We start from the raw sequence: 23,738 nt of genomic DNA on the forward strand, positions 1-23,738 counted from the left end.
TCTGTGCCGTTAATGAAGGCATGTCCACGAAGACTCTGACCATCGACAACCACGACGAGACCGTCGCCGACGGAATCGTGCTGATCGACTTCTGGGCCGACTGGTGCGGCCCGTGCAAGCAGTTCGCCCCCGTGTTCGAGAAGGCGTCGGACGAGCACTCCGACATCACCTTCGCGAAGGTCGACACCGAAGACCAGCAGCAGCTGGCCGCGGCCTACGGCATCACGTCGATCCCGACGCTGGTGGGGTACCGCGACGGCATCCCGATCTTCGCGCAGCCCGGCGCCCTGCCCGGCACCGTGCTCGAAGACGTCATCTCGCAGGTGCGCGGCCTCGACATGGAAGCCGTGAAGAACGACTACGCCAAGGCGGTCGCCGAGCGCGAGGCGCAGGCGGGCGCTGCCGCCGGCGGCACGTCACCTGACGCGGTGTAGAAGCGCGCGACGCAAGACGTGGCGCCCACCTCCCTCTCAGAGGGCGAGGTGGGCGCCACGTTGCTTTTCACACGCGGGCCCGCGGCTGCGCGGATTTACGCAGCCTTCGCCGCGGGCGCGTCGAGCGCGGCGACGAACTCGTCGAGGAAGCCCTTCAGCTGCTCGACCACCTCGGCGTCGTCGCGCGGGTGCGTCTCGGCGAAGCGCACGACCGAGTTCGGCACGGCAACCGTCTTCGGCTCGAGCACGTTCGCACCGGCGATGCCGTAAGCCTTGCGCGCCTCGTCCTGCGCCCACACGCCGCCGAACTGGGCGAACGAGGTGCCGATCACGGCGACGGGCTTCTCGGAGATGGAGCTCGCACCGTAGGGGCGCGACGACCAGTCGATGGCGTTCTTGAGGTTCGCGGGCAGGGTGCCGTTGTGCTCGGGGGTCACGACGATCACGGCGTCGGCGTCGGCGATCGCCTGCCGGTAGGCGACGACCGACTCGGGCAGCTCGCCCTCGACGTCGACGTCTTCGTTGTAGAGCGGGAGGGCGTGGTGGCTCTCGAACAGCTCGAGGGTGGTGCCCTCGGGGGCGAGGTCGACGACGGCCTCGGCGAGCTGGCGGTTGGTCGAGGCGGCACGCATGCTGCCGACGAGCACGAGCACGTTCTTCTCGGTCATGTTTTCTCCACGGTCGGGGGGTGTAAGGGTGTGGTGGCCGGATGCTCGGCCACTGTCTTTAACTGGACTCTGGTCCGCTTATTCCCGCGTGCTACAGTCCGAGGCATGGAGCCGCTCGATCCGCTGGCCCTGCGTCAGGTTCCGCTGGTGGGGCCGCAGGTGCCCGAGCGCGCCGACGCCGCGCGCAATCGCGCGAAGCTCATCGCCGCAGCCCGCCGCATCGTCGAGCGCGACGGCGTGGCCGCCCTCACCACCGACCGCCTCGCTGCCGAGGCCGCGGTGGGCAAGGGCACGGTGTTCCGCCGTTTCGGCTCGCGCGCGGGCATCTTCCAGGCGCTCCTCGACGACGTCGAGCGCGAGTTCCAGGGCAGGTTCCTGAGCGGGCCTCCGCCGCTCGGCCCCGGAGCGCCCGCCGTCGAGCGCCTGGTCGCCTTCGGCCGCGCCCGGCTCGAGGTGCTCTCGCGTCAGGCGCCGCTCATGCGCGCCGCCGAGCTCCCGCCCGAGCAGCACTACGAGGTGCCGGCTCGCCGCATAGTCGAGGTGCACATCGCGACCCTGCTGCGCCAGGCCGGCCTGGCGTCGCACACGGATGCGGGGGTGCTGTCGTTCCAGCTCCTCTCGGTGCTCGAGGGGGCACTGACCATTCCCGAGGCGAAGCTCACCGACGAGCACCTCGCGCGGCTCGCCGATGGCTGGGAGCACCTCGTGCGGGCGGTCACCCGGCCCGTCGAGGGAGGGTGAGCCGGTCGCGACTGCGCCTCTGCCCCGCCGCGCAGCAGCCCGCCCGCCGCGCCGCGGGGGGTGAACCGGCCGCGCGCCGGCGCGACCGCCGCACCGCGGGGCTGAGTACGCTCGAGAGCCAGGAGGTCGAACCATGACGGCGGAGCAGACCGAGAGGCTCACCGCGATCGCCCGCGAGCTCTGCGCCCTCCGCCCCACCGAGTTCACCGCCGCGCGCAACGCCCGCGCGGCAGCGCTCAAGTCCGACGGCGACCGCGAGCTCGCCGCTCTCGTGCGGGCGTTCCCCCGCCCGACGGCCGCCGCCTGGGCGGTGAACGCCCTCGATTCCGAACGCCCCGGGGAGGTCGACGCCGCCCTCGACCTCGGCGAACGGATGCGCGACGCCACCGAGCGGGTCGATCGCGACTCCATCCGCGAGCTGAGCCGGGAACGCCAGCGTCTGCTCGCCGACCTCGCGCGATCGGTCCGCGAGCTGGCCGAGGAGTTCGACGTGGGACTGTCGCCGACGGCGGTCACCGAGGTGCAGCAGAGCTTCCAGGCCGCGCTCGCCGACCCAGCGGCCGCCGACGCGGTGCGGAGCGGCATGCTCGTGCGCGCGATCTCCGGCGACGGGCTTGAACCCACCGACCTCGAGGGGGCGTTCGCCGTCGACGGCGCCCGGGGCGCGTCGCGCCGGAGCGGCACATCCCCGGCTCGACCCCGTAGCGGCGCCGCCCATGACGCCGACGAGAGCGCGACGGCGCGCTCGTCGTCTCGAGCGGGGTCACGCTCCTCTTCCCCGGCCCGGGCTCAGCCCGCGAACCGCCCCTCGGCGCGCGAGCGCGCCCGCGAAGCCCTGGAGCGCGATCACGCGGCGGCCGCTGCCGACGCACAGCGCGCATCCGACGCCCTCGCCGAGATCGACCTCAGCATCGACGAGCTCGCGTCGCGCCGGGAAGGTCTGCTCGTCGAGATCGACGACCTCGAGCAGCGCCTCGCCGAGACGCACAACCTGCTCGACGCCACCGCCACCGAGGCGGCGCGCCTCCGCAAAGCCCGCGCCGCGGCCGAGCGCACCGCCGCGTCGGCCGACCGCGAGCTCGCCCGCTTCCGCAAGCGACTCGACGCCCTCACCGACGCCGACACCGACGAACCGCGCTGACGCACGGCGCCCGCTCCGGCCGCTCAGGCCAGGAGCGCCGCCACGAGGAGGAGCATCGGCACCGAGCCGATCGTGGTGAGCAGGACGGTGTCGCGCGCGATCACGATGCCCCGTTGGTAGCGGGAGGCGAAGTTGTAGATGTTCTGGGCGGTCGGCAGGGTCGCCAGGGCGACGACCACGAACAGCTCGTGTCCGGCGAGCCCGAAGACGAACCGGCCGAGGACGTATGCCGAGATCGGCATGAGCAGCAGCTTGATGACACTCGCCACCACGATCTCGGCCCGCCCCGTGCCCGCCTGGAGCGGTCGCTGGCCCACCAGTGACATGCCGAACGACAGCAGTACGAGCGGGATGGCCGCCCCTCCGATGAGCTCGAACGGGGCGAAGACCGCGTCAGGCAGACGCACGCCGGCCACGGCGATCGCGAGCCCGAGCGCCGATGCGATGATCATGGGGTTGCGGAGCGGCTGCGTCAGGATGCGCCCGATTGACGCTCGCCCGCTGGTCGCGATATCGAGGGTGCCGAGCACCAGCGGCGCCATCACGACCAGCTGCAGCAGGAGCAGCGGCGCCACGAACTGCGCGTTGCCGAGCACGTAGGTGGCCACCGGGAGCCCGATGTTGTTGGCGTTGACGTACACCGAGGAGGCCGCGCCGATCGTGGTCTCGGCCACGGGCCGCCTGAACCACAGTCGCGATGCCGCGACGAACACGGCCGCGCCGAACGCCACGATGAGCGCGGTCACCGCCATCGGCCCTGAGAACACGTCGGCCGGATGCGACCGGCTGAGCACCGTGAACAGCAGGGCCGGTGTCGCGACGAAGAACGCCACCTGGTTCATCACCCGGATGCTGTTGCCCGGCAGGAAGCCGAGTCGCTGCACGAGGTAGCCGACCGCGATGACGAACCCGATGATGCCGAAGCCGGTCAGCACCCCGAGCATGCGGAGCCCCCTAGCGTCTGCGCCGAGCGCGCACCACCACGCGAAGACGCGGTGCGCGCGACACCACGCGGGTACGCCGGCCGCACCCTCATCGACCGAGCGCGGTGAGCATCGCCCGCTCGAGGAAGGGCTCCAGCGTGAACGCGAAGGTACGCGTGAGGTGGTCGACGTCGCGGTACACGTTCGCCCCGCCCACGACCGCCGGGCACTCCTCGCTCGTGCAGTAGGTGTCGCTGAAATCGAGCAGGGTGACGTCGGCGCCTTGGGCGACCGCAGCATCCGCCGCCATCGCGATGGGGTCGAACTCGGCGAGCCCCTCGTCGCGCGGCACCGTGCACGAGGCCGCGTCTTCGGTGCGCAGGCACTTGTTGGGGTCGTCGGGCCAGGCCGGGTTGTCGACCACGGTCACGATGGGGGTGCCCGCATCGAGCACCTGCGCCCAGGCCTCGCCGTAGCCCACCGCGGCGACCTGCTCGTCGTCGGAGGTGCCCGGCACGTTGCGGTCGGTGAGCGCGGCGGTGAACACCGCGTCGAAGGGCTCGTGGGCGCCGAGTTGCGCGGTGAGGTCGGCACGCCAGTCGTCGCACGAGATCGCGAACGCGTCGCGGGCGGCGAGCGGCGTGGTGGTCCACGGGCAGCCGCCCTTGAGGTAGGTGGTGAGGTGCCAGCCGTTGCGCTCGGCCATCTCGATGAACGGGTCCATCAGGGCGTAGGCGTGGCTGTCGCCGATGAGGGCGATCTGGGGCGCGTCCGCGTCGTCACTGCCGAACTGGCAGTCGCGCACGGTGGCGTCGTTGAGGGTCGACAGGCACTCCGGATGCTGTGGCCGGTCGGCGTTGCCGAAGCCAGGACTCGGGATGATGACGTCCGCCAGCTCGGGATTGTCGCACTGCGGAACGATCGGCTCGAGGCCGTCGGTGGGGCCGGACGCGGCGCCGAAGCACTCGGGCGGATCGGTGAGCGTGGAGGCGAGCTGCGCGGCCTCGGCGTCGTACTTCGGCTGCTGCACCGCCCAGGCCGTGCCGGCGAAGAGCGTGGAGACGAGCATGGCGCCGACGACGGCGAGCATCGTCGTGCGCGGACGCCGCTTGGTGAAGAAGGTCCAGGTGCGCGCGGGGTCTTCGATGAAGCGCTTGGTGGCCCAGGCGATGACGAAGCAGAACAGGAACAGGGCGATGCGGTTCCAGATGCTGAGGCCCCAGCCCGGGATGTACGGCGCGATGACGATGAGCGGCCAGTGCCACAGATAGAGGGAGTAGGAGATGTCGCCGATGAAGCTCACGGGGCGAAAGCTGAGCACGCGCCCGACGTCCCACGGCTTCTCGCGGTGGTGCGCCACGATCACGGCAGCGGTGCCGAGCACCGGGATGGCCGCCATGTAGCCCGGGAACGGGGTGGTCTTGTCGAACAGGTAGCCGCAGGCGAGCACCACGACGATGCCGCCGTAGCCGAGCAGGTTCGACTGCCAGGCGCGGACGGGGCGAAGGCGCGGCAGCAGCGCGAGCGCCCCACCCACCGCGAACTCCCACACCCTGGTGTAGGTGACGAAGTAGGCGGCCGCAGGGTCGGTGATCGTCACGACGACCGAGAGCGCGAACGAGACGACACCCACGATCGCGAGCACCGAGATGAGCGCCAGCCAGCGCCGCCCCTTGAGGAACTTCACCGCGAAGACGGATGCGCCGAGCAGCAGCACGGGCCAGAACAGGTAGAACTGCTCCTCCAGCGACAGCGACCAGTAGTGCTGCACGAGGCTCGCCTCGTTGGCCGCGGCCAAGTAGTCCACAGAGTTGAGGGCGAGGACCCAGTTCTCCACATAAAAGGTCGAGGCGAGGATCTCGCGCACGTTCTCGGTGAGACTCGACAGCGGCATGACGAACAGCGTCATGAGGCTCGCGAACACGAGCACGGTGATGGCGGCAGGGAGGAGACGGCGTGCGCGCTTGGCGTAGAAGGAGGGCAGGGCGATGCGATCGGTGCGCTCGAGCTGGCGGGTGAGCTGCTGCGTGATGAGGAAGCCCGAGATCACGAAGAACACGTCGACGCCGATGTACCCGCCGGTCAGGCGGCCGGGCCAGAAGTGGTACACCACCACGAGCAGCACGGCTATGGCACGCAGGCCCTGCAGGTGCGGGAGGAAGTGGTCGGGTCTCGCGCCCTTGTCGGCGGCGCGCGCGCCCTGCTGCTTCTCCATCAGCCCCATGGTACCCGGGGGCCGCACCCTCCCCTGGGAGCGCCCGGCGCGACGGGCGTGCAGGTATTCGGCGCGCATCCGGGGCTTTCACGCAACGAAGCGGCTCGGGCGTCAAAGAACAGCGGATGCGTTGTGCCTAGGCTCGAGGAGACGACCGATTGGAGGTTCCACCATGTCCGCACGACCCGCCGCCCTCGGCACGCAGTCCATCATCGGAGAACCCGAGGTCGTCGAAGACGCCCGCCTCGTCGCGGATTCGCCCGCGTGGTCGGGGCTCAAAGCTGCGGTCTCGTCGCTGCAGGCGCTGCAGGCCAAAGACGGCTCGGTGCCCGAGCCGGGCGACCACGATCGAGCCGCCTCCCTCGTCGACGAGGTGGTGCGCGGGATCGCCGCGCTCACGCCCGCCTTCCCGCACGACCGGGAGTACCTCGACGCCGTGCGCGCCGACTTCTCGGCCTGGGCCGCAGGCGGCTTCGGGGTGCCCGACTTCCTCAGCTCGCTCGTGGCGTTCCACCCCGAGAAGCACCGCGTCGACGGCTCGCGGCACCTCGTGGTGTTCCCCATGTACACGCAGAACGGGAGCACCAATCGTCACGTCGAGGCGGTGCTGGTGGAGGTCATCTGGCCGTCGTTCATCGCCGAGCTCGAGGCCGGCGACTACTCGAACGCGCTGTTCGTGCCCATCCGGTTCCTCGACTTCACCTCGGGCTACGACACCAACTCGGCGGTTCTGTTCCCCGAGTCGGTGGCGACCTCGAGCATCCCCGCCTACACCTGGGGGGCGATCTTCGCCGACCGGGAGGCCGCGCGGTTCCGCCGGGTGGTGCGGGAGGCCGCCGCCGTCACGCGACTCGAGCTGCCCGCCGACGCGCAGCGGCTGCTCGACGACCAGCAGCTCGCCGAGCGCACCTTCGTGATGTGGGACCTCATCCACGACCGCACCCACATGCGCGGCGACCTGCCGTTCGACCCGTTCATGATCAAGCAGCGCATGCCCTACTTCCTGTACTCGCTGGAGGAGCTGCGCTGCGACCTCACGGCCTTCCGTGAGGCGGTGCGCATCGAGCGCGGCCTGGTGGCGGCGGGCGAGCTCGAGGGCGGTGAGTTGTCGATGGCCGACGAGTCACTGCGCGAGCACGCGAAGCTGGTGCAGTACGCGGTGCTCTTCGACCGCATCTTCCGCTTCGCCATCACGGGGTCGCGGGTGCGCAACTACGACGGCCTCGGCGGGCAGCTGCTGTTCGCCTGGCTGCACCAGCGCGGCGTGCTGCACTGGACCGACACGAAGCTCACCATCGACTGGCCCGAGGTGGCCGACGCCGTGACGGCGCTCGGCGACGCCATCGACGAGCTGTACTGGCGGTCGATCGACCGGCCGAAGACGGCGCACTGGCTCGCCGCCTACGAGCTCATCACCTCGACGCTCACGCCGAACCCCGCATCGGTGTGGGCGGAGGGGCCGAAAGCGCTGCCGCTCGACGGGCCGCCGCGGGGGCTCACCGACGCCGTGCTCGACGACGAGTTCCCGCTCTCGATGTTCTACGAGGCCCTCGACAAGAAGATGCGCACGGTGATCGAGTCGACGGCCGGCATCACGGGGGCTGCGGCCTGAGGGGTCGCCCCGCGGCGCGAGTCGGGGCGCGGCTCCGCGCAGCGCGGGCGAGCGGCCGGTTCAGGGCGCGGCTCCGCGCTGCAGGGGTGACGGGTGTCAGTGGGAGGATGAGCGCATGAGAGAAGAGACGAGCGCAGGCGCGACTGGTGCGGCGGGCCGGCGTGTGGTGGTGGCCGGTGCCACGAGTGAATCGGGCGCCGCTGTGTCGGCCGCTCTCGTCGGGGCCGGCGCATCCGTCGTCGCGCTCGGGTCGAACCCCTCGAAGCTCGCCGAACTCGCCGAGCGCGTGCCCGGCATCACCACCGAGGTGTGCGACCTCACCGACAGCGCGGCGGTCGACGCCCTCGCCGCCAGGCTCACGGCCGCGAGCGACGGCGGCAGCGTCGACGGACTCGTGCACCTCGTCGGCGGCTGGGTCGGCGGCCGCGGCATCGCCGGCCAGAGCGACGAGGGCTGGGAGGCGATGGAGCGCTCGTTCCGCACCCTCCGCAACACCACGCGTGCCTTCTACCTCGCGCTCCTCGCGTCGCCGGCGGGCCGCGCGGTGTTCGTCTCCTCCGAGAGCGTCGACGCTCCCACCGCCTCGGGCGCGAGCTACACCGCCGCGAAGGCCGCCTCCGAGTCGTGGATGCGATCCGTCGCCCAGGGCTTCGCCGCCGACCAGTCCGCCGCCGGCCTGCACTCGGCGGCGACCATCCTCGTCGTGAAGGCCCTCGTCGACGACCGGATGCGCGCCGCCTCCCCCGAGAAGACCTTCCCCGGCTTCACCGACGTCACCACCCTCGCCGCCGCCGTCCTCGACCTCTGGGAGAAGCCCGCGTCGGAGCTCAACGGGGCGCGCACCCACCTCTGAGTCCCGTGCGCGGCGTCCTAGTCGCGCAAAGTGTCCCTTCCAGCGCCTCAGAGAGCATTGTGCGCGACCAAGTGCGCTCGCGCGGGCGCACTCAGCCGCGTGGGGCAGGTGCGTGCGGGATGCGCCGATACACGCTCGTGCCCGTGCGGCGCTGCGGCACCGGGCTGAGACCCGCGGCCTCGAGCGTGCGCACGATGCGGCGCGACAGCGACGGCAGCCCGGGCGCCACCCCAGGTGACTGGCGAGCGACTCCCACCACCAGCGACTGCCGCGCGGCGTCACCCGCGCCCACCCCCACGACATCGACGCGCGCGTAATCGGTGCCCGTCACCCAGGTGAGTTCGGCGACGTGGTCGTACTCGAGCTCGAGGGTGGAATCGGCGGCCGTCACGCGCATCCGTTTCGCACCGAAGGCGACGGAGCAGTCGACGGTGTGGCGGGAGTTGCGCAGCCTCAGCAGCCCGTAGAGGGGGAGCGCCACCGCAGCCCCGAGCACGATCACCAGGATGCGCGGGCCGAGACTCATCGCCACGTCGTCGAACGCGATGAGCAGCACGGTGCAGACGACACCGCCGACGGCCACGAGCGCGACGATCTGCAGCGTCAGTGTGCGCAGACGCATCGGCACGGCCGAGAAGCGCACGATCGACCCGTCGTAGTCCTCCTCCCAGCCCGGCGGCACCGGCGCCTCCCGGGCGGGGCGGCGCGCCAGGGCGGTGATCCGGCTGATCAGCCCGAGCCAGATCCAGCCCGCCGCGGGGATCGACGCCATCTGCACCAAGAACGCCACCGACCGGAGCCCCTCGGGCATCGCGGGCGCGACGTCGGGCCAGATCTGGGTCGAGAACCACAGCACCGCCCCGGCCACGACCGCACCGACGACGTGCACGATCGCGCCGCGGCGGGACGGCATGCGGAACGTGGCGTTCACGAAGCCCAGCCCGCACAGCCATCCACCGATGAGCCCCAGCAGGAACGGCACCAGCTCGAGCCCCTCGCCCACGAGGTACCAGGGCAGCGCACCGGCCAGCAGCACCCCCGCCCACAGCCACGGACTCGCGATCAGCCGACGAGAAGCGGATGCGCGGGGCGCCGGAGCGGGATCGATCGACTCTTCGGTCCGGCTGCGCGACACGCCCTCCAGCTTGGCACGGCGGCGCACCTGGGGTGGGCGGGGGCCGGGCAGGTCTCGAGGGCGGATGAGTAGAAAGTACTCGGGTCGGGGCGGGGGCGAGCGGTGCGACTGTGGACTCGGCTCCCGCTGGGGGCCGACGACCCGCATCCGCTCGTCGCGTGCGACAGCGTGTCCCTACCCCGAAGGAGAACCCCATGACCTCGATGACGCCAGACACCCGATCCACCCCCGCCGACTTCCCCGGCCGCACGCTCGGCATCGTGGGGCTGGTGCTCGCCTTCCTCGTGCCACTCGTCGGGGCGATCGTGAGCGCGGTAGCCCTGTCGCAATCGAAGAAGGCGGGCTACCCGAACACTCTCGCCCGCGTCGGGGTCATCGTCGGCGCCGTGCTCACCGTGCTGGGCCTCATCATCTCGATCATCTCCATCATCGCGAGCGCCGCCGCCTACATGAGCTACTGACCCCGGCCGCAGCCCCGGGGTGCAGCCGCGCTCATCCGCGCGACGGATGCCACGCGCATCCGCCCCTCGGTAGCGTTGAGGGATGGCTCCCTCCACCGACGACTGGAAGCGCCCCCGCCCGGGCGCGGCCGGCTACCGCCGCGACGCGCTCGTCGCTGCGGCCCTCGTCGTCGCCTCGCTCGGGAGCTGGCTGCTCTACCGCGCCGCCATCGACCAACCCCAGGCGCCGTGGTGGGGAGCGCTGCTCTGGGGGGTGGTGATCGCGGGCTCGCTCGCCTTCCGCCGCCGCTTCCCCGAGCTCGTCGCGCTCGTCGTGGGCATCACCTTCGTGGTGGGCCAGTACGTCGGCATCTACGAGCAGCTGTTCTCCAACATCTGCCTCTTCGTCGCGCTCTACACGCTCGGCGCCTGGAGCCAGAACCGCCTGCTCGCCACGGTCGAGCGCATCGTCATCGCCGCCGGAATGGTGATCTGGCTCCTTTCCGTGCTCATCTACCAGGGCCTCACCCCCGACTCCACCCCCGGCATCTCCCGCGACGGCCTGTTCTCGCAGTTCATGGCCGCGAGCCTCATCTCCATCGTCACCAACCTCCTCTACTTCGGCGCGGCCTTCGTGTTCGGCAACGCCTCGAACACCGCGGCCCGCCAGCGCGAGGCACTTGAACAGCGCACCCAGGAGCTCGAACGCGAACGCGAGGTCAGCAGCCGGCAGGCCGTCGCGCTCGAGCGCGTGCGCATCGCCCGCGAACTGCACGACGTCGTCGCGCACCACGTCTCGGTGATGGGCCTTCAGGCCGGTGCCGCGCGGCGCGTGCTGGGCAAGAGCAGCGAGACCGACCCGCGGGCTGTCGACGCGCTCACGCAGATCGAGGAGAACGCGCGGGAGGCCGTCGACGAACTGCACCGGATGCTCGGCGCCCTCCGCCAGTCCGACGACACCGAGGCAAGCCGGTCGGCCTCCACCCGCGGGCTCGAGCAGCTCCCCGAGCTCGTCTCCGACGCCGAGGCTTCCGGCCTTCCCGTCACCTTCACCACCGTCGGCACGCCCGTGCCGGTGCCCTCGGTCGTGGGGCTCAGCGCCTATCGCATCGTGCAGGAGTCGCTCACCAACGTGCGCAAGCACGGAGGCGCACGGGCCACGGCCGACGTGCGGCTGCGCTACCTCGGATCCGAGATCGAGGTCGAGGTGAGCGACACGGGAACAGGCCTCAATCCGCTCGCCCGCCCCTCGGCGGCGCCGCCCGGCTCGGCAGGCGCCGCCGGCGGACTCGGCCAGATCGGCATGCGCGAACGCGCCGCAGCGGTCGGCGGCGAGATCGTGATGGAGCCGAAGCCCCGCGGCGGTTACCGGGTGCGTGCCATCCTCCCCGTCTCACCCCGACCGATCGGAGAGTCCGCATGACCGAACCCGACCCCACCATCCGGGTCGTGCTCGCCGACGACCAAGACCTCGTGCGGGTGGGGCTGCGCATCATCCTCGAGTCCGAAGACGGCATCGAGGTGGTGGGCGAGGCCCGCACCGGCCGCGAGGCGGTCGAGCTCGTCGCGCGGGTCGAGCCCGACGTGGTCTGCATGGACGTGCAGATGCCCGAACTCGACGGCCTCGCCGCCACCCGCGAGCTCATCTCCCGCGGCACCCGCGCGGGCATCCTCGTGCTCACCACCTTCAACCGCGACGACTACCTCTTCGAGGCGCTCGAGGCGGGGGCGAGCGGCTTCGTGCTGAAGAACTCCTCACCCGAAGACCTCGTGGCCGCGGTGCAGGTCGTGGCCCGCGGCGACGCGCTGCTCTCGCCCGACGTGACCCGGCGGGTGATCGAGAACGTCGCGGGTCGGCGCGCGGCTCCGGCGAGCGCCGGCACTACGGCACCCGCGACACCCCACCCTTCGGCCGAGGCGCAGGCCGCGCTCGGCGAACTCACCGAGCGCGAGCGCGAGGTGCTCGAGCTGCTGGCCGCCGGCCGCTCGAACGCCGAGATCGCGGGCGAGCTGTACCTCGGCGAGGCGACGGTGAAGACGCACGTGTCGAAGATCTTGCAGAAGCTCGGCCTCCGCGACCGCATCCAGGCCGTGGTGTTCGCCTACGAGAACGGCGTCGCGGTCCCCGGCTCCGCCTGAGCCGGCAGCGCCGAGGCCCGCCCACGCCCGCACGCCCGCCCACACCACCCCGCCCACGCGTTCACCCGCGCGGCGGACCCGCAGCCCCCCTCGCGACGGATGACCGCATCCGCTTCCCCTCCTAGCGTGGAGACACACGAACAGAAAGGGGTCACCGTGCTCGAGGTCGCAGACATCTCCCGCAGCTTCGGCGCCCGCAAGGTGCTCGACGGCGTCAGCTTCTCGGTCGGCGACGGCCGCATGACGGGCTTCGTCGGCGGCAACGGCGCCGGCAAGACGACGACCATGCGCATCATCCTCGGGGTGCTCTCGAGCGACACCGGCTCGGTGAGCCTCGACGGCACCCGCCTCACGCCCGCCGACCGCGCCCTGTTCGGCTACATGCCCGAAGAACGCGGCCTCTACCCGAAGATGAAGGTGGCCGAGCAGATCGTCTACCTCGGCAAGCTGCACGGGATGAGCGCCACGGCCGCCAAGGCCAGCACCCACGACCTGCTCGAGCGCCTCGGCCTCGGCGAGCGCGCGAACGACACCGTCGAGAGCCTCTCGCTCGGCAACCAGCAGCGCGCCCAGATCGCGGCCGCGCTCGTGCACGACCCGAGCGTGCTCGTGCTCGACGAGCCGTTCTCGGGGCTCGACCCGATGGCGGTCGAGACCGTGCAGGCGGTGCTCGCCGAGCACGCCGCGAGCGGCGCCCCCGTGCTGTTCTCCTCGCACCAGCTCGACATCGTCGAGCGGCTGTGCGACGACCTCGTGGTGATCGCGGGCGGCACCATCCGCGCCAGCGGATCCCGCGACTCCCTGCGCGACGAGCACTCCGAACCTCGCTACGAGATCGACCTCGCCGGCGACGCCGGCTGGGTGAGGGAGGTGCCCGGCGTGACCGTCGTCGACCTCGACGGCAGCTATGCCCTGTTCGAGGTCGAACGCGGCGACGCGGGTCGCGCAGTCGCCCAGCAGGTGCTCTCCCGCGCCATCGCCTCGGGCCCCGTCGCCCGCTTCACCCCCGTTCAGCCGAGCCTCGCCCAGATCTTCAAGGAGGTCGTGAAATGAGCACCGCCACTCCCACCCGTTCCGCCGACGCCCCGACGCCCCGTGACCCGCGGGCCGGCCGCCCGAAGCAGCCGTCCATCGCCCAGGGCACCTGGCTGGTCGCGCAGCGCGAGATCTCGATGCGCCTGCGCAGCAAGGCGTTCCTCGTCTCGACGGGCATCCTCATGCTCGCGATCCTCGCCTCCATCGTCATCGGGGGCATCTTCAGCGCCACCGTCTCCGCCACGAAGGTCGCCGTCGTGAGCAGCACTGCCTCGGTCACCGAAGCGGCAGCGGCCTCCGGCGCGCTCGACGTGACGACCGCCGACTCCCCTGAGGCGGCGGCGGCACTCGTCGAAGACGGCACCGTGGAGGCGGCGGTGGTCCCCGCGGGCAGCGTGAAGGGCGGCACCCTGTCGGCGGCCGGTGGCACGGATGCGGCGGCCGGCACGGCAGCGAACGGAACGGATGCAGAACCCGGCACCACCGCATCCGGAACCGACTCGCCGAGCGGCACCCCCGCATCCGCCACCCTCGACTACGACATCGTCGCCCTCGACTCCGCCCCCACCTCCCTGGTGCAGCTGCTGAGCGCGTCGCCGCAGGTGGTGCTGCTCGACCCGAGCGACGACGCCGACTGGTTCATCACCTACATCATCGGCATCGCCTTCGGCGTGGTGTTCTTCATGTCGGCGGTGACCTTCGGCACCACCATCGCGCAGAGCGTGGTGGAGGAGAAGCAGACGCGGGTGGTCGAGATCCTGCTGTCGACGATCTCGGCGCGGGAGCTCATGGCCGGCAAGGTGGTGGGCAACAGCATCCTCGCGTTCGGGCAGATCGCCATCATCGCCGCGATCTCGGCGCTCGGCCTCACCATCACGGGGCAGTCGGGGCTGCTCGGCCTCCTCGGCCCGGCCATCGCCTGGTTCGTCGTGTTCTTCGTCTTCGGCTTCGTGCTCATCGCGGCCCTCTTCGCCGCCACCGCCGCCCTGGTGTCGCGGCAGGAGGACGTCGCCTCGGTCACCTCGCCGGTGACGATGCTCGTGATGATCCCGTACTTCCTTGTCATCTTCTTCAACTCCAACGAGCTGGTGATGGGCATCATGTCGTACGTGCCGTTCTCGGCGCCCATCGGTATGCCGCTGCGGCTGTTCCTCGGCGACGCGGCGTGGTGGGAGCCGCTCGTGTCGCTCGTCATCCTGCTCGCCACCACGGCGGTGGTCGTGGTGATCGGCTCGCGCATCTACGCGAACTCGCTGCTGCGCACCGGGGCGCGGGTGAAGCTGCTCGAGGCGTTGAGGGGCTGACGGGAGGAGCATCCGCTCGGCCCCGCCGGCTCGGGCGACACGCGGCCGCGGGCCGGCCCGGACCGCACGGCCCCGGGCCTGCTCGGGCGCGAAATTGGCGTCGCACGCAACTTCGGGTTGCTGCGGCGCCGATCGCGCACGAGGCGGTCGCCGGATGCGCGGCGCCGGTGAGAGAGACTTGAACGGTGACCGAGACGCCCACCTCACCGCAACCGCTGCACGACCGCTCGTACCGGGGCTTCGCCTCCGACAACTACGCGGGGGCGCACCCCGAGGTGCTGGAGGCGATCGCCGCGGCGAACGGCGGCCACCAGATCGCCTACGGCGAAGACGTGTACACGGCCGAACTGCAGAACGTGGTGCGGCGGCAGTTCGGCGAGCAGGCCGAGGCGTTCCCCGTCTTCAACGGCACGGGTGCGAACGTGGTGTCGCTGCAAGCGATGCTGCCGCGCTGGGGTGCGGTGGTGTGCTCGACGACGGCGCACATCCACACCGACGAGAACGCGGCGCCCGAACGGGTCGCCGGACTCAAGCTGCTCACGGTGCCGACGCCCGACGGCAAGCTCACCCCCGAGCTCATCGACGTGGAGGCGTGGGGCTGGGGCGACGAGCACCGGGCGCAGCCGCTCACCGTGTCGATCACCCAGACCACCGAGCTCGGTACGGCGTACACGATCGACGAGATCACGGCCATCACGTCGCACGCGCACTCGCTCGGCATGACCGTGCACCTCGACGGATCGCGCATCTCGAACGCCGCCGCGTCGCTCGGCGTCTCGCTCCGCGAGTTCACGACGGATGCGGGGGTCGATGTGGTCTCCCTCGGCGGCACCAAGAACGGGCTGCTCTACGGCGAGGCGGTCGTGGTGCTGTCGCCGGAGGCGGTGACGGGCATCCCGTTCCTGCGCAAGCTCGACATGCAGCTGGCGTCGAAGATGCGGTTCGTGTCGGCGCAGCTCATCGCGCTGTACGGCGGCGACCTCTGGCTGCGGTCGGCGTCGCACGCGAACGCGATGGCGGCACGGCTGCGCGCGGCGGTCGACGGGCTGCCCGGGCTGGAGTTCACGCAGGAGACCCAGGCGAACGCGGTGTTCGCGACGCTGCCGCCCGGGGTCGCCGATCGCTTGCGCGAGAGCTTCCGCTTCTACGACTGGAACCCCGCGACGCGCGAGGTGCGCTGGATGTGCGCGTTCGACACCACCCCCGACGACATCGACGCGTTCGCCGCCGCGCTGCGGCGCGAGCTCGAGCGCGCGTAGCGCGCTGCCCGCGCTGCCCGCGCTGCCCGCGCTGCCCGCGCTGCGCACCCTCGCGTGCCTGCGGGCCATTAGTCGCGCAAAGTGCTCTTTTCGCGCACCTTACGAGCAGTTTGCGCGACCAGGGCACGCGGCTCGTGCGCTCTCCCATCCCACTCCTCGCCCCGCGCGCTCTCTTAGTCGCGCAAAGTGCTCTTTTCGCGAGCGTTAGGGACAGTTTGCGCGACCAACATGCGCGGGGCGGGTCATTCCAGCTCGGACTCGGGGGTGCAGCCCGGGGGCTGCGAGTTGCCGCTGATGGTGAACTCCTCGCAGGTGAGGAACTTCGACTGGTTGACGCCCAGCAGGAAGCTCGCCAGCGCGATCAGTGCGACTGCCCCGATCACGACGAGGCGGCGCGGCCAGGAGATCTCGTCGCCGAACTCGGGCCAGATGATGCGGGCGAGCACCCAGATGGTGGTCGGCACGGCGAGCAGCCCCACCAGGATGCCGAGCAGCGTCACCGCCCACGCGAACACGTCTTCGTCGTTCGGCACCGGCACGAACGACAGCGCGAGCCAGAGACTCGGGATGAGCAGGGCGAGTGCCCTCAGGATGCGCGCCCTCCCCCGCAGCTGCAGCAGCACCACGAAGAGCGCACCTGTCGAGGCCGCCCAGACGGTGAGCATCTGGTCGAAGAAGAAGTCACCCCAGGCCCCGAGCGTGAACGCCGGCCACCACACCGCGACGCTCATGCCCACGACGATGACCCCCGTCACCCGGGCGCGGTTCGTGGCGCGCGACGCGGCGCTCTCCGTCGCCTCGGCGTGAGTCTCGTGCTCCGTCACGCGCTCACGGTATCACCGCGACGAGGTTCGCCGTGAGCGCATTGTGGAGTACCCCCTGGGGGTATAGTCTCGGGCCATGGCACACAGCGATCACGACCACGCAGGCCACGACCACGCAGGGCACCCGGGCCACGACCACGCAGGGCACCCGGGCCATGATCACGGCGGCCACGGCGGCCACGCCGATCACGCAGGCCACGACCACTCGGGTCACGTCGCCGTCTTCCGGCGCCTGTTCTGGGTGATGCTCGTGGTGGCGGTGCCGGTGGTGGCCTTCAGCCCCATGTTCGCGATGATCCTCGGCTACACCCTCCCCTCCGACGGCCTCGTCCCCTGGATCTCCCCCACCCTCGGCACCGTCATGTTCCTCCTCGGCGGCCGCCCCTTCCTCTCGGGCGGCCTCGACGAGCTGCGCGCCCGGCGCCCCGGCATGATGCTGCTCATCGCCCTCGCCATCAGCGTCGCCTTCGTGGCGAGCTGGGGCGCCACCCTCGGCCTCCTCGACCACGAGCTCGACTTCTGGTGGGAGCTCGCCCTCCTCATCGTCATCATGCTGCTCGGCCACTGGATCGAGATGCGCTCCCTCGCCCAGACCACCTCCGCCCTCGACTCCCTCGCCGCGCTGCTCCCCGACCAGGCCGAACGCCTCGACGGCGCGACGGATGCGGTGGGCACCGACGCTCATCCGGTCGCCGTCTCCCCCGCCGAACTCCGCGTCGGCGACCTCGTCATCGTGCGCCCCGGGGGCCGGGTGCCCGCCGACGGCGAGATCGTCGACGGAACCGCCTCGCTCGACGAGTCGATGGTCACCGGCGAGTCGCGGCCCGTCACCCGCGGCCCGGGCGACCAGGTCGTCGCCGGAACCGTCGCGACCGACAGCGCCCTGCGCATCCGCGTCACGGCGACGGGCGACGACACCGCGCTCGCGGGCATCCGTCGCCTGGTGGCCGACGCGCAGAACTCGAGCTCACGCGCGCAGCGCCTCGCCGACCGAGCCGCCGCGTGGCTGTTCTGGTTCGCGCTCGGCGCCGCGATCGTGACCGCCGTCGTCTGGACGCTCGTCGGCAGCCCCGACGACGCGGTCATCCGCACCATCACGGTGCTCGTCATCGCCTGCCCGCACGCCCTCGGGCTCGCCATCCCGCTCGTCGTGTCGATCTCGACCGAGCGCGCCGCCCGCGCGGGAATCCTCCTGAAAGACCGGCTCGCGCTCGAGACGATGCGCCGCGTCGACACCGTGCTGTTCGACAAGACCGGTACCCTCACGCTCGGCCGGCCCGCGGTGGTCGAGGTGCGGCCTGCCGCCGGAGTCGACGCCGACGAGGTGCTGGCGCTGGCGGCGGCGGCCGAGGCGTCGAGCGAGCATCCGCTCGCCCGCTCGATCGTCGACGAGGCACGGATGCGCGGCCTCGCCGTCGCTGCGGCGAGCGCCTTCGAGTCGTCGCCCGGTGTGGGCGTGTCGGCGGTCGTGGGCGGTGCGAGGGTCGAGGTGGGTGGCCCTCGGTTGCTGCAGCGCGCATCCGTCGGTGCCGGCGAGGCGGGCGCTGCCCGCCCTGCCCGCCCCGGCGCGGACGAGCCCGCCGCGGCCGCGACCGTGCTGCATGTGCTGCGCGACGGCGAGCCCGTCGGATCGATCGCACTCGCCGACGAGGTGCGACCCGAGTCTCGCCAGGCCGTCGCTGGCCTCCTGGCGAGGGGCGTCGACGTGGTGATGATCACGGGCGACGCCGAGCCGGTGGCGCAGGCCGTCGCCCGCGAGCTCGGCATCACGCGGGTGTTCGCCGGGGTGCGACCCGAAGACAAGTCGAGCACCGTCGCCGAGCTCCAGTCCGAGGGGCGGGTGGTGGCGATGGTGGGCGACGGGGTGAACGATGCGCCGTCACTCGCCCGGGCCGACGTGGGCATCGCGATCGGTGCGGGAACCGACGTGGCCATCGCATCGGCCGGCGTCATCCTCGCCAGCGACGATCCGCGATCGGTGCTCTCGGTGATCACCCTGTCGAAGGCGAGCTACCGCAAGATGACCCAGAACCTCTGGTGGGCCGCGGGGTACAACCTGCTCTCGGTGCCCCTCGCCGCCGGTGTGCTGGCACCCGTGGGGTTCGTGCTGCCGATGGCGGTGGGTGTCCTGCTGATGTCGCTCTCGACGATCATCGTGGCGCTGAACGCCCAGCTGCTGCGCCGGCTCGACCTCGCACCAGGGAGAATCTCTTCATGACCGAACACGCGCACCACGGCTACATCTCGAACAAAGACGCGTACCTGAAACGCCTCAAGCGCATCGAGGGGCAGGCGCGGGGCATCCAGAACATGGTCGACGAGGAGAAGTACTGCATCGACATCCTCACCCAGATCTCGGCGATGACGAGTGCTCTCGAGTCGGTCGCGCTCGGCCTCCTCGACGAGCACCTCAATCACTGCGTCGTCGAGGCCGTGGCCGAGGGCGGCCCCGTCGCCGAGGAGAAGCTGCGCGAGGCCTCCGCCGCCATCGCCCGCCTCGTGAAGTCGTAGCGCTCGGCGCGGACTGCGAACTCACTGCGGAGGTAGGAGCACCTCTAGGGTCGTCGACGAGTCAACGACCTCCAATTCCTCTTCGTTCGGCACGAGGTTCCACATTCGACCCTCGGAGCAGAAGTCAACTCTCGACCGCGAAAACGTCGTGAAAGAGGCGACGTCATGGTCTTCATCTAGCGTGATCAGGGCCTGCAGCGCATCCGTCTCGCGAAGATCCGGAGCATCGGACCAGACAAACCCTAGGCGCTGTTCGACGGAGTCTGCCGTCTCGTAGGGACAGACCACCAGGAACTCGCCTCCCGCTGGCGCGCCTAGTTCTCGGATCGTCAACCGAGACCTGCCGGTGTCTTGGAGAACAGCGATGACCTGATCATCGAAGCCGCGGTCGGTGCCGCAGCCCGCGCACGACAGGGTTGCTATCAACAATACGGCCAGTCCGATTCCACGAGCACGTCGCACTTCCTCCTCCTTCCCTGATCACATGCTATATTAGTCGAGCGATTCTCACTAAGGGGATGTATGACCGACCTCGATGTCTGGTTCGAATGGGCCACGGTCTCACCCTTCTGGTACCGTCGCGGTCACGCAGTAAATGGCATCAGCCACATCGGTCTAAATGAGTTACCACTGTCTTCGGCCGTGCGTGCCGAGTGCGCTCGACTGTCTCTTTGGTACGACACGTCATTGAATTGGGATTACCCGCCCGACCCAGGGCCGTGGAGCGACGACGAACGCACGACATTCGATATGGCGGTGGCGGCTCTCGTCGACGCGGCGCGTCGCGAGCTGGGGCCGGGTTTCGACGTCCGGAATTGTCAAACTGCTGGCCGCGAATAGCCGCCTGGATGCCCTTCGGATCATGCGGAGGCGCTCGGGGTAGCTGCGCACTGCCGCCCAGAGCCTTGCCAGGAGGGGCCTCTACTGTTGTCGGTATGAGCCTGGCCTTCGCCGACCCGAATCCCTTCCTCATCGACCCGGCCACGGCATCCGGAGCCCCCGCGGCGGCAGACGCCGGCACCGGCCCCGTCGCGGCGGCCGCCGGTGATGAGACGGGCGGCTCGGAGGAGAGTCTCGGGTTCATCGGCGATGCCGCGGTCGGGCTGATGGAGGTGCTCGGGGCACCGGGGGCGGGGCTCGCGGTCTTCGCCGAGAACCTCTTTCCGCCGATTCCGAGCGAGGTCGTTCTGCCGCTCGCCGGCTTCGCGGCCAGCCGGGGCGACCTGAACCTCGTCGCCGCGATCGTGTTCTGCACGCTCGGCTCCGTGCTCGGCGCGCTCGCGCTCTACGGTCTCGGCGCCTGGCTCGGGCGAGACCGGATGCGCGCCATCGCCCGCAGACTCCCCCTCGTCGACGTGCATGACGTCGACCGCACGGAGGAGTGGTTCCAGCGGCACGGGCCGAAGGCGGTGTTCTTCGGGCGCATGCTGCCGCTGTTCCGGAGCTTCATCTCCATCCCGGCGGGCATCGAGCGGATGACGTTGTGGAAGTTCCTTCTGCTCACCGCCGCGGGGAGCCTCATTTGGAACACGATCTTCATCCTCGCCGGGTTCTGGCTGGGTGAGCAGTGGCACGTGGTGGAGCAGTACGCCGAGATCTTGCAGTACGTCGTGATCGCCGCGGTCGTGGGGGCGATCGCGTGGTTCGTGATCGGCCGGATGCGCAAGCACCGTCGCGGAGAGACCGACGCGGCGCGCCGCACGGCGCGGGAATAGCGGGGTCGGCCGTACGGTTGTGGGTGTCAATCGGACCGCAGTCCGATTGCCGATCACTGCCCGATGGAGTGCAGCGCCGCCGTTATTCCGAAGGACACGATCATGACCATCACCGCCCCCGCTTCCGCAGCCGCGCACCGCGTCGCCGAGACCTCGGCGCCCATTCACGAGACGCTCGCGACCCGCTGGAGCCCTCGCTCGTTCCAGGCCTCGGAGACCGTCGACGAGAGCCTCCTCACCGCCGCCCTCGAAGCCGCCCGCTGGGCCCCGTCGGCGGCGAACACGCAGCCCGCCCGCTTCATCGTCGCCCGCCGCGGCTCGGAGGCCTTCGAGAAGGTCGCCGCCTCGCTCATGGGCTTCAACTCGGTGTGGGCCACCAACGCCGCCGTGCTCATCGTCGGCATCGCCGAGACCGTCGACGCCGAGGGCAAGCCGCGCCCGTGGGCCGAGTACGACCTGGGCCAGGCCCTCGCCCACCTCTCCTTCCAGGCTCACGCCGACGGCCTCCACGTGCACCAGATGGGCGGCTTCGTCGCCGCATCCATCTCTCAGGCCTTCGACCTCCCCGAGTCACTCAAGCCCCTCACCGTCACCGCCCTCGGCACCCTCGCCCCCGCCGAAGCCCTCCCCGACGACACCCTCATCGCCCGCGAGTCCGCCCCCCGCACCCGCCTCCCCCTCGACGACCTCCTCCTCGTGAGTGAGTGACCGACTGAGTGACCCCGGGGCCCGCGCACGATGCGTCGAACGCAGCCCTCACGGGCAGGAGGCGATCTCCTCGACCGACTTACTCAGAGTCGCCTCACCCCCGATGACCACAATCGCCGGGCTCTCCGCCTGAGCCAAGAGAGTCAGGTCCGCATCGGGGATGCAGTCCGGATGAACGAGGAACAGTCCCGTTCTCCAGCCGTTGGCGATCGAGGCAGCGGCCAGTGCGTCGGGGAATGATGCCCCGCTCGCTACGAGCGGGGTTCCTCCCGGGATGACGCCAGAGGCGTTCACCGCGGTCGAGACGGCGTATCTGTCCACTCCGTCGTAGCGCGTGATGGACGCCGTCAGACCGCGTAGCGCGGCCTCGATCTCGGGCCTCACGGAGAGCCGCCCTCCCACGATCCGCACGTCGGTGCCACCGTACTTCTGCACGAGACTCCTCTCCTCCGGGGTGAGAACCGTCTTGCTCCCGTCGATCAGCAGCAGTGCGCCGCCGAGGCGCCCTGCGGCAGGACCCGCAGACAGAGCGTCGGGAAAGTTGCTCGCGTTGGCGACGAAGAGAGGCCTGCCGGCACCCGCCGCGTATCGCTCGACCAGCGCCCTCGAAACCGCGTACCGATCGGCCCCGGAAACTCGATCCACCTTTGTCGAGGGGAGTTCGGATCGCACGAGCGCCTCGACGGCGGGCGACACCGAGCTCTCCCCTCCCACGATCGTCACCGACTTCGGGTTCATGCGGGTGAGTTCTCGCCTCGTCGAATCGGGCAGCGCTCCGGCGTGCGTCAGCAGGATGGGAGTGTTGGTGTAGTTCGCGATCGCGCTGACAGCGAGCGCATCGGGGAATTTGTCCCCGTTGACCAGGAACGCCGATCCCGACGAGGTCGCCTCGCCCCGGCGCGCGATGGCGACCGCGGTCTCGAAGCGATCCGTACCGGCGATACGGTCGGCGTCAATGGCGACCGTGGTGTCGAGACGTACCAAGCGCCCGCTCCTCCGCTCGGCCGACCAGAGGTATCGTCCACCCGCGAGAGCCATCCCCGTCAGCTGCGTTCCGCGCGTCGGCACGGAGTACGAGGCGCCAGCGGGGACCGCGGACAGGACGATCGTGTTGGCCTCCCGATCGACGAACCAGACGCCCCCGTCACGTCTGACGACCTGACCGGTGAGGTCTCCGTTCTCTCCCGTCAAGGACTTGGTGTGCAAACGCCCGTCGGGCGAAAGAGTGAAGGAGTCGATCCGGGTCTCCCTCAGGATGCGGCCCGCCACCACATCGCCGACCTCAGGCTTGATGAGCTGAACACCGCGCAGTCCGGTCTGGCCGGTGAACGACTGACGCAGCTTTCCGTCGGCCCCGAAGGCCCAGATCGTGTCGCAGCCCGAGTCGGTGACCCAGACCGCGTCGCCGAACGCGCCGACACCCCACGGTGAGACCGCACCCGGAATGGGGAATTCCTTGATCTCCCCCGTTCGCCAGTCGAGGCGCCCGAGCTGCTGCGCATCAGCTTCGGCGAAGAAGACATAGTCGCCGAGCACGGCGGTCTCGGCGAGACCCGCACCGACGGTGGGTACCGTGTATTCGACCGCGGCCTTCCCCGACATGACATGAGTGAGTCGGCCGGAGATCTCCGTGACCCAAACCCCGCCGGTGCCGTCAGGGCTGAACTGGGTGGGCGCCGAGTTGAGCGACACGGTCTCCACCACCTCGCCCGAGATGGCCACACGCACGACCTGCCGAAGTCCGAAGAGCGCCACCCACACCGTTCCGTCCGGCCCGGCCTCCAGGTCGCTGGGGAGGGAGGCGCTGTCGGGCAGGGGGAATTCGGCGACGCGGGATCCCGGGTCGATCGGCCCTAATCGAGCGACGGACTCATCGGCCTCAGAATTGAGCGGCTCCGTAGCGTGCTCAGTCCCTCCGGGCGCCTCTGCGGCACGCGCGGCGGCCGCGGTGCCGATGCCGATCGTCGAACTCGTCACGAGGGCGATTGCCGCCATCATGACCGCCACAGAACTTGGGCGACGCACGAGCGCTGTTCCGCCGCTGGCCGGTTTCAGCATGACGACTCCTTCCGGCCCCCCGG

General features: G+C 70.6%; 23 protein-coding genes. 16 read left to right on the top strand and 7 right to left on the bottom strand.

The window, feature by feature from the left end; genetic code table 11:
* The first annotated feature begins 20 nt into the window (after positions 1–20).
* Complete coding sequence (gene trxA / locus HL652_RS18195) at positions 21–434, top strand: thioredoxin (protein ID WP_171706620.1); 414 nt, start codon at positions 21–23, stop codon at positions 432–434.
* Between the two features lie 95 nt (positions 435–529).
* On the opposite strand, the gene HL652_RS18200 is transcribed toward trxA, so the two are convergent.
* Positions 530–1,102 carry an NAD(P)H-dependent oxidoreductase gene (locus HL652_RS18200; RefSeq protein ID WP_171706621.1) on the bottom strand — a complete coding sequence of 191 codons (573 nt, stop codon included), beginning with the start codon at positions 1,100–1,102 and terminating at the stop codon, positions 530–532.
* 105 nt (positions 1,103–1,207) lie between these two features.
* Here HL652_RS18200 and HL652_RS18205 point away from each other — a divergent pair, with 105 nt between their 5' ends.
* Complete coding sequence (locus HL652_RS18205; RefSeq protein ID WP_171706622.1) at positions 1,208–1,843, top strand: TetR/AcrR family transcriptional regulator; 636 nt, start codon at positions 1,208–1,210, stop codon at positions 1,841–1,843.
* Between the two features lie 133 nt (positions 1,844–1,976).
* The gene (locus tag HL652_RS18210; RefSeq protein WP_171706623.1) at positions 1,977–2,984 is read left to right on the top strand and encodes a hypothetical protein; all 1,008 of its coding nucleotides are present in this window, start codon (positions 1,977–1,979) and stop codon (positions 2,982–2,984) included.
* A gap of 23 nt (positions 2,985–3,007) precedes the next feature.
* On the opposite strand, the gene HL652_RS18215 is transcribed toward HL652_RS18210, so the two are convergent.
* Both HL652_RS18215 and HL652_RS18220 read right to left on the bottom strand, forming a co-directional pair.
* On the bottom strand, positions 3,008–3,928 hold the full coding sequence (locus HL652_RS18215; RefSeq protein WP_171706624.1) for an AEC family transporter: 921 nt from the start codon (positions 3,926–3,928) through the stop codon (positions 3,008–3,010).
* Positions 3,929–4,016: 88 nt separating this feature from the next.
* The gene (locus HL652_RS18220; RefSeq protein WP_171706625.1) at positions 4,017–6,122 is read right to left on the bottom strand and encodes an acyltransferase family protein; all 2,106 of its coding nucleotides are present in this window, start codon (positions 6,120–6,122) and stop codon (positions 4,017–4,019) included.
* A 172-nt stretch (positions 6,123–6,294) separates the two neighbouring features.
* Here HL652_RS18220 and HL652_RS18225 point away from each other — a divergent pair, with 172 nt between their 5' ends.
* Entirely contained in the window at positions 6,295–7,734 is a 1,440-nt protein-coding gene (locus tag HL652_RS18225) for a DUF6421 family protein (RefSeq protein ID WP_171706626.1), read from the top strand.
* A 115-nt stretch (positions 7,735–7,849) separates the two neighbouring features.
* Entirely contained in the window at positions 7,850–8,587 is a 738-nt protein-coding gene (locus HL652_RS18230; RefSeq protein ID WP_171706627.1) for an SDR family oxidoreductase, read from the top strand.
* 91 nt (positions 8,588–8,678) lie between these two features.
* Here the strand turns inward: HL652_RS18230 and HL652_RS18235 are convergent, their stop codons facing one another.
* Positions 8,679–9,722 (bottom strand): hypothetical protein, encoded by a 1,044-nt coding sequence (locus HL652_RS18235; protein WP_171706628.1) that lies wholly within the window; start codon positions 9,720–9,722, stop codon positions 8,679–8,681.
* A 194-nt stretch (positions 9,723–9,916) separates the two neighbouring features.
* On the opposite strand from HL652_RS18235, the gene HL652_RS18240 reads away from it, so the two are divergent.
* The 6 genes from HL652_RS18240 to HL652_RS18265 all read left to right on the top strand — a co-directional run bounded on the left by HL652_RS18240 (position 9,917) and on the right by HL652_RS18265 (position 15,899).
* A complete protein-coding gene (locus HL652_RS18240) occupies positions 9,917–10,183 on the top strand; it encodes a hypothetical protein (RefSeq protein ID WP_171706629.1) in 267 nt (88 codons plus the stop codon).
* An 82-nt stretch (positions 10,184–10,265) separates the two neighbouring features.
* A complete protein-coding gene (locus HL652_RS18245) occupies positions 10,266–11,585 on the top strand; it encodes a sensor histidine kinase (RefSeq protein ID WP_171706630.1) in 1,320 nt (439 codons plus the stop codon).
* A complete protein-coding gene (locus tag HL652_RS18250; protein WP_171706631.1) occupies positions 11,582–12,301 on the top strand; it encodes a response regulator in 720 nt (239 codons plus the stop codon). Before HL652_RS18245 ends, HL652_RS18250 begins: the two co-directional genes overlap by 4 nt.
* A gap of 156 nt (positions 12,302–12,457) precedes the next feature.
* Positions 12,458–13,354 carry an ABC transporter ATP-binding protein gene (locus HL652_RS18255; protein ID WP_171707442.1) on the top strand — a complete coding sequence of 299 codons (897 nt, stop codon included), beginning with the start codon at positions 12,458–12,460 and terminating at the stop codon, positions 13,352–13,354.
* Positions 13,351–14,640 carry an ABC transporter permease gene (locus HL652_RS18260; RefSeq protein ID WP_171706632.1) on the top strand — a complete coding sequence of 430 codons (1,290 nt, stop codon included), beginning with the start codon at positions 13,351–13,353 and terminating at the stop codon, positions 14,638–14,640. The genes HL652_RS18255 and HL652_RS18260 overlap by 4 nt, the downstream gene beginning before the upstream one ends.
* Before the next feature lie 185 nt (positions 14,641–14,825).
* Positions 14,826–15,899 carry a threonine aldolase family protein gene (locus HL652_RS18265; protein ID WP_171706633.1) on the top strand — a complete coding sequence of 358 codons (1,074 nt, stop codon included), beginning with the start codon at positions 14,826–14,828 and terminating at the stop codon, positions 15,897–15,899.
* Positions 15,900–16,141: 242 nt separating this feature from the next.
* Here the strand turns inward: HL652_RS18265 and HL652_RS18270 are convergent, their stop codons facing one another.
* Positions 16,142–16,723 carry a hypothetical protein gene (locus HL652_RS18270; RefSeq protein ID WP_253743437.1) on the bottom strand — a complete coding sequence of 194 codons (582 nt, stop codon included), beginning with the start codon at positions 16,721–16,723 and terminating at the stop codon, positions 16,142–16,144.
* A 76-nt stretch (positions 16,724–16,799) separates the two neighbouring features.
* Here HL652_RS18270 and HL652_RS18275 point away from each other — a divergent pair, with 76 nt between their 5' ends.
* Entirely contained in the window at positions 16,800–18,941 is a 2,142-nt protein-coding gene (locus tag HL652_RS18275; RefSeq protein WP_171706634.1) for a heavy metal translocating P-type ATPase, read from the top strand.
* Positions 18,938–19,234 carry a metal-sensitive transcriptional regulator gene (locus HL652_RS18280; RefSeq protein ID WP_171706635.1) on the top strand — a complete coding sequence of 99 codons (297 nt, stop codon included), beginning with the start codon at positions 18,938–18,940 and terminating at the stop codon, positions 19,232–19,234. The genes HL652_RS18275 and HL652_RS18280 overlap by 4 nt, the downstream gene beginning before the upstream one ends.
* 21 nt (positions 19,235–19,255) lie before the next feature.
* Here the strand turns inward: HL652_RS18280 and HL652_RS18285 are convergent, their stop codons facing one another.
* Positions 19,256–19,696, bottom strand: coding sequence for a hypothetical protein (locus tag HL652_RS18285; RefSeq protein WP_171706636.1), 441 nt, complete (start codon positions 19,694–19,696; stop codon positions 19,256–19,258).
* 60 nt (positions 19,697–19,756) lie between these two features.
* On the opposite strand from HL652_RS18285, the gene HL652_RS18290 reads away from it, so the two are divergent.
* The 3 genes from HL652_RS18290 (at position 19,757) to HL652_RS18300 (ending at position 21,657) form a co-directional block, all read left to right on the top strand.
* On the top strand, positions 19,757–20,074 hold the full coding sequence (locus HL652_RS18290) for a hypothetical protein (protein WP_171706637.1): 318 nt from the start codon (positions 19,757–19,759) through the stop codon (positions 20,072–20,074).
* A 95-nt stretch (positions 20,075–20,169) separates the two neighbouring features.
* On the top strand, positions 20,170–20,949 hold the full coding sequence (locus HL652_RS18295; protein ID WP_253743439.1) for a DedA family protein: 780 nt from the start codon (positions 20,170–20,172) through the stop codon (positions 20,947–20,949).
* A gap of 102 nt (positions 20,950–21,051) precedes the next feature.
* The gene (locus tag HL652_RS18300; protein ID WP_171706638.1) at positions 21,052–21,657 is read left to right on the top strand and encodes a nitroreductase family protein; all 606 of its coding nucleotides are present in this window, start codon (positions 21,052–21,054) and stop codon (positions 21,655–21,657) included.
* Between the two features lie 48 nt (positions 21,658–21,705).
* Here the strand turns inward: HL652_RS18300 and HL652_RS18305 are convergent, their stop codons facing one another.
* Positions 21,706–23,715 carry a cell wall-binding repeat-containing protein gene (locus tag HL652_RS18305; RefSeq protein WP_171706639.1) on the bottom strand — a complete coding sequence of 670 codons (2,010 nt, stop codon included), beginning with the start codon at positions 23,713–23,715 and terminating at the stop codon, positions 21,706–21,708.
* Positions 23,716–23,738 lie beyond the last annotated feature (23 nt).

Source organism: Herbiconiux sp. SALV-R1 (genome assembly GCF_013113715.1).
In the GTDB taxonomy this organism is placed as follows: Bacteria; Actinomycetota; Actinomycetes; order Actinomycetales; family Microbacteriaceae; genus Herbiconiux.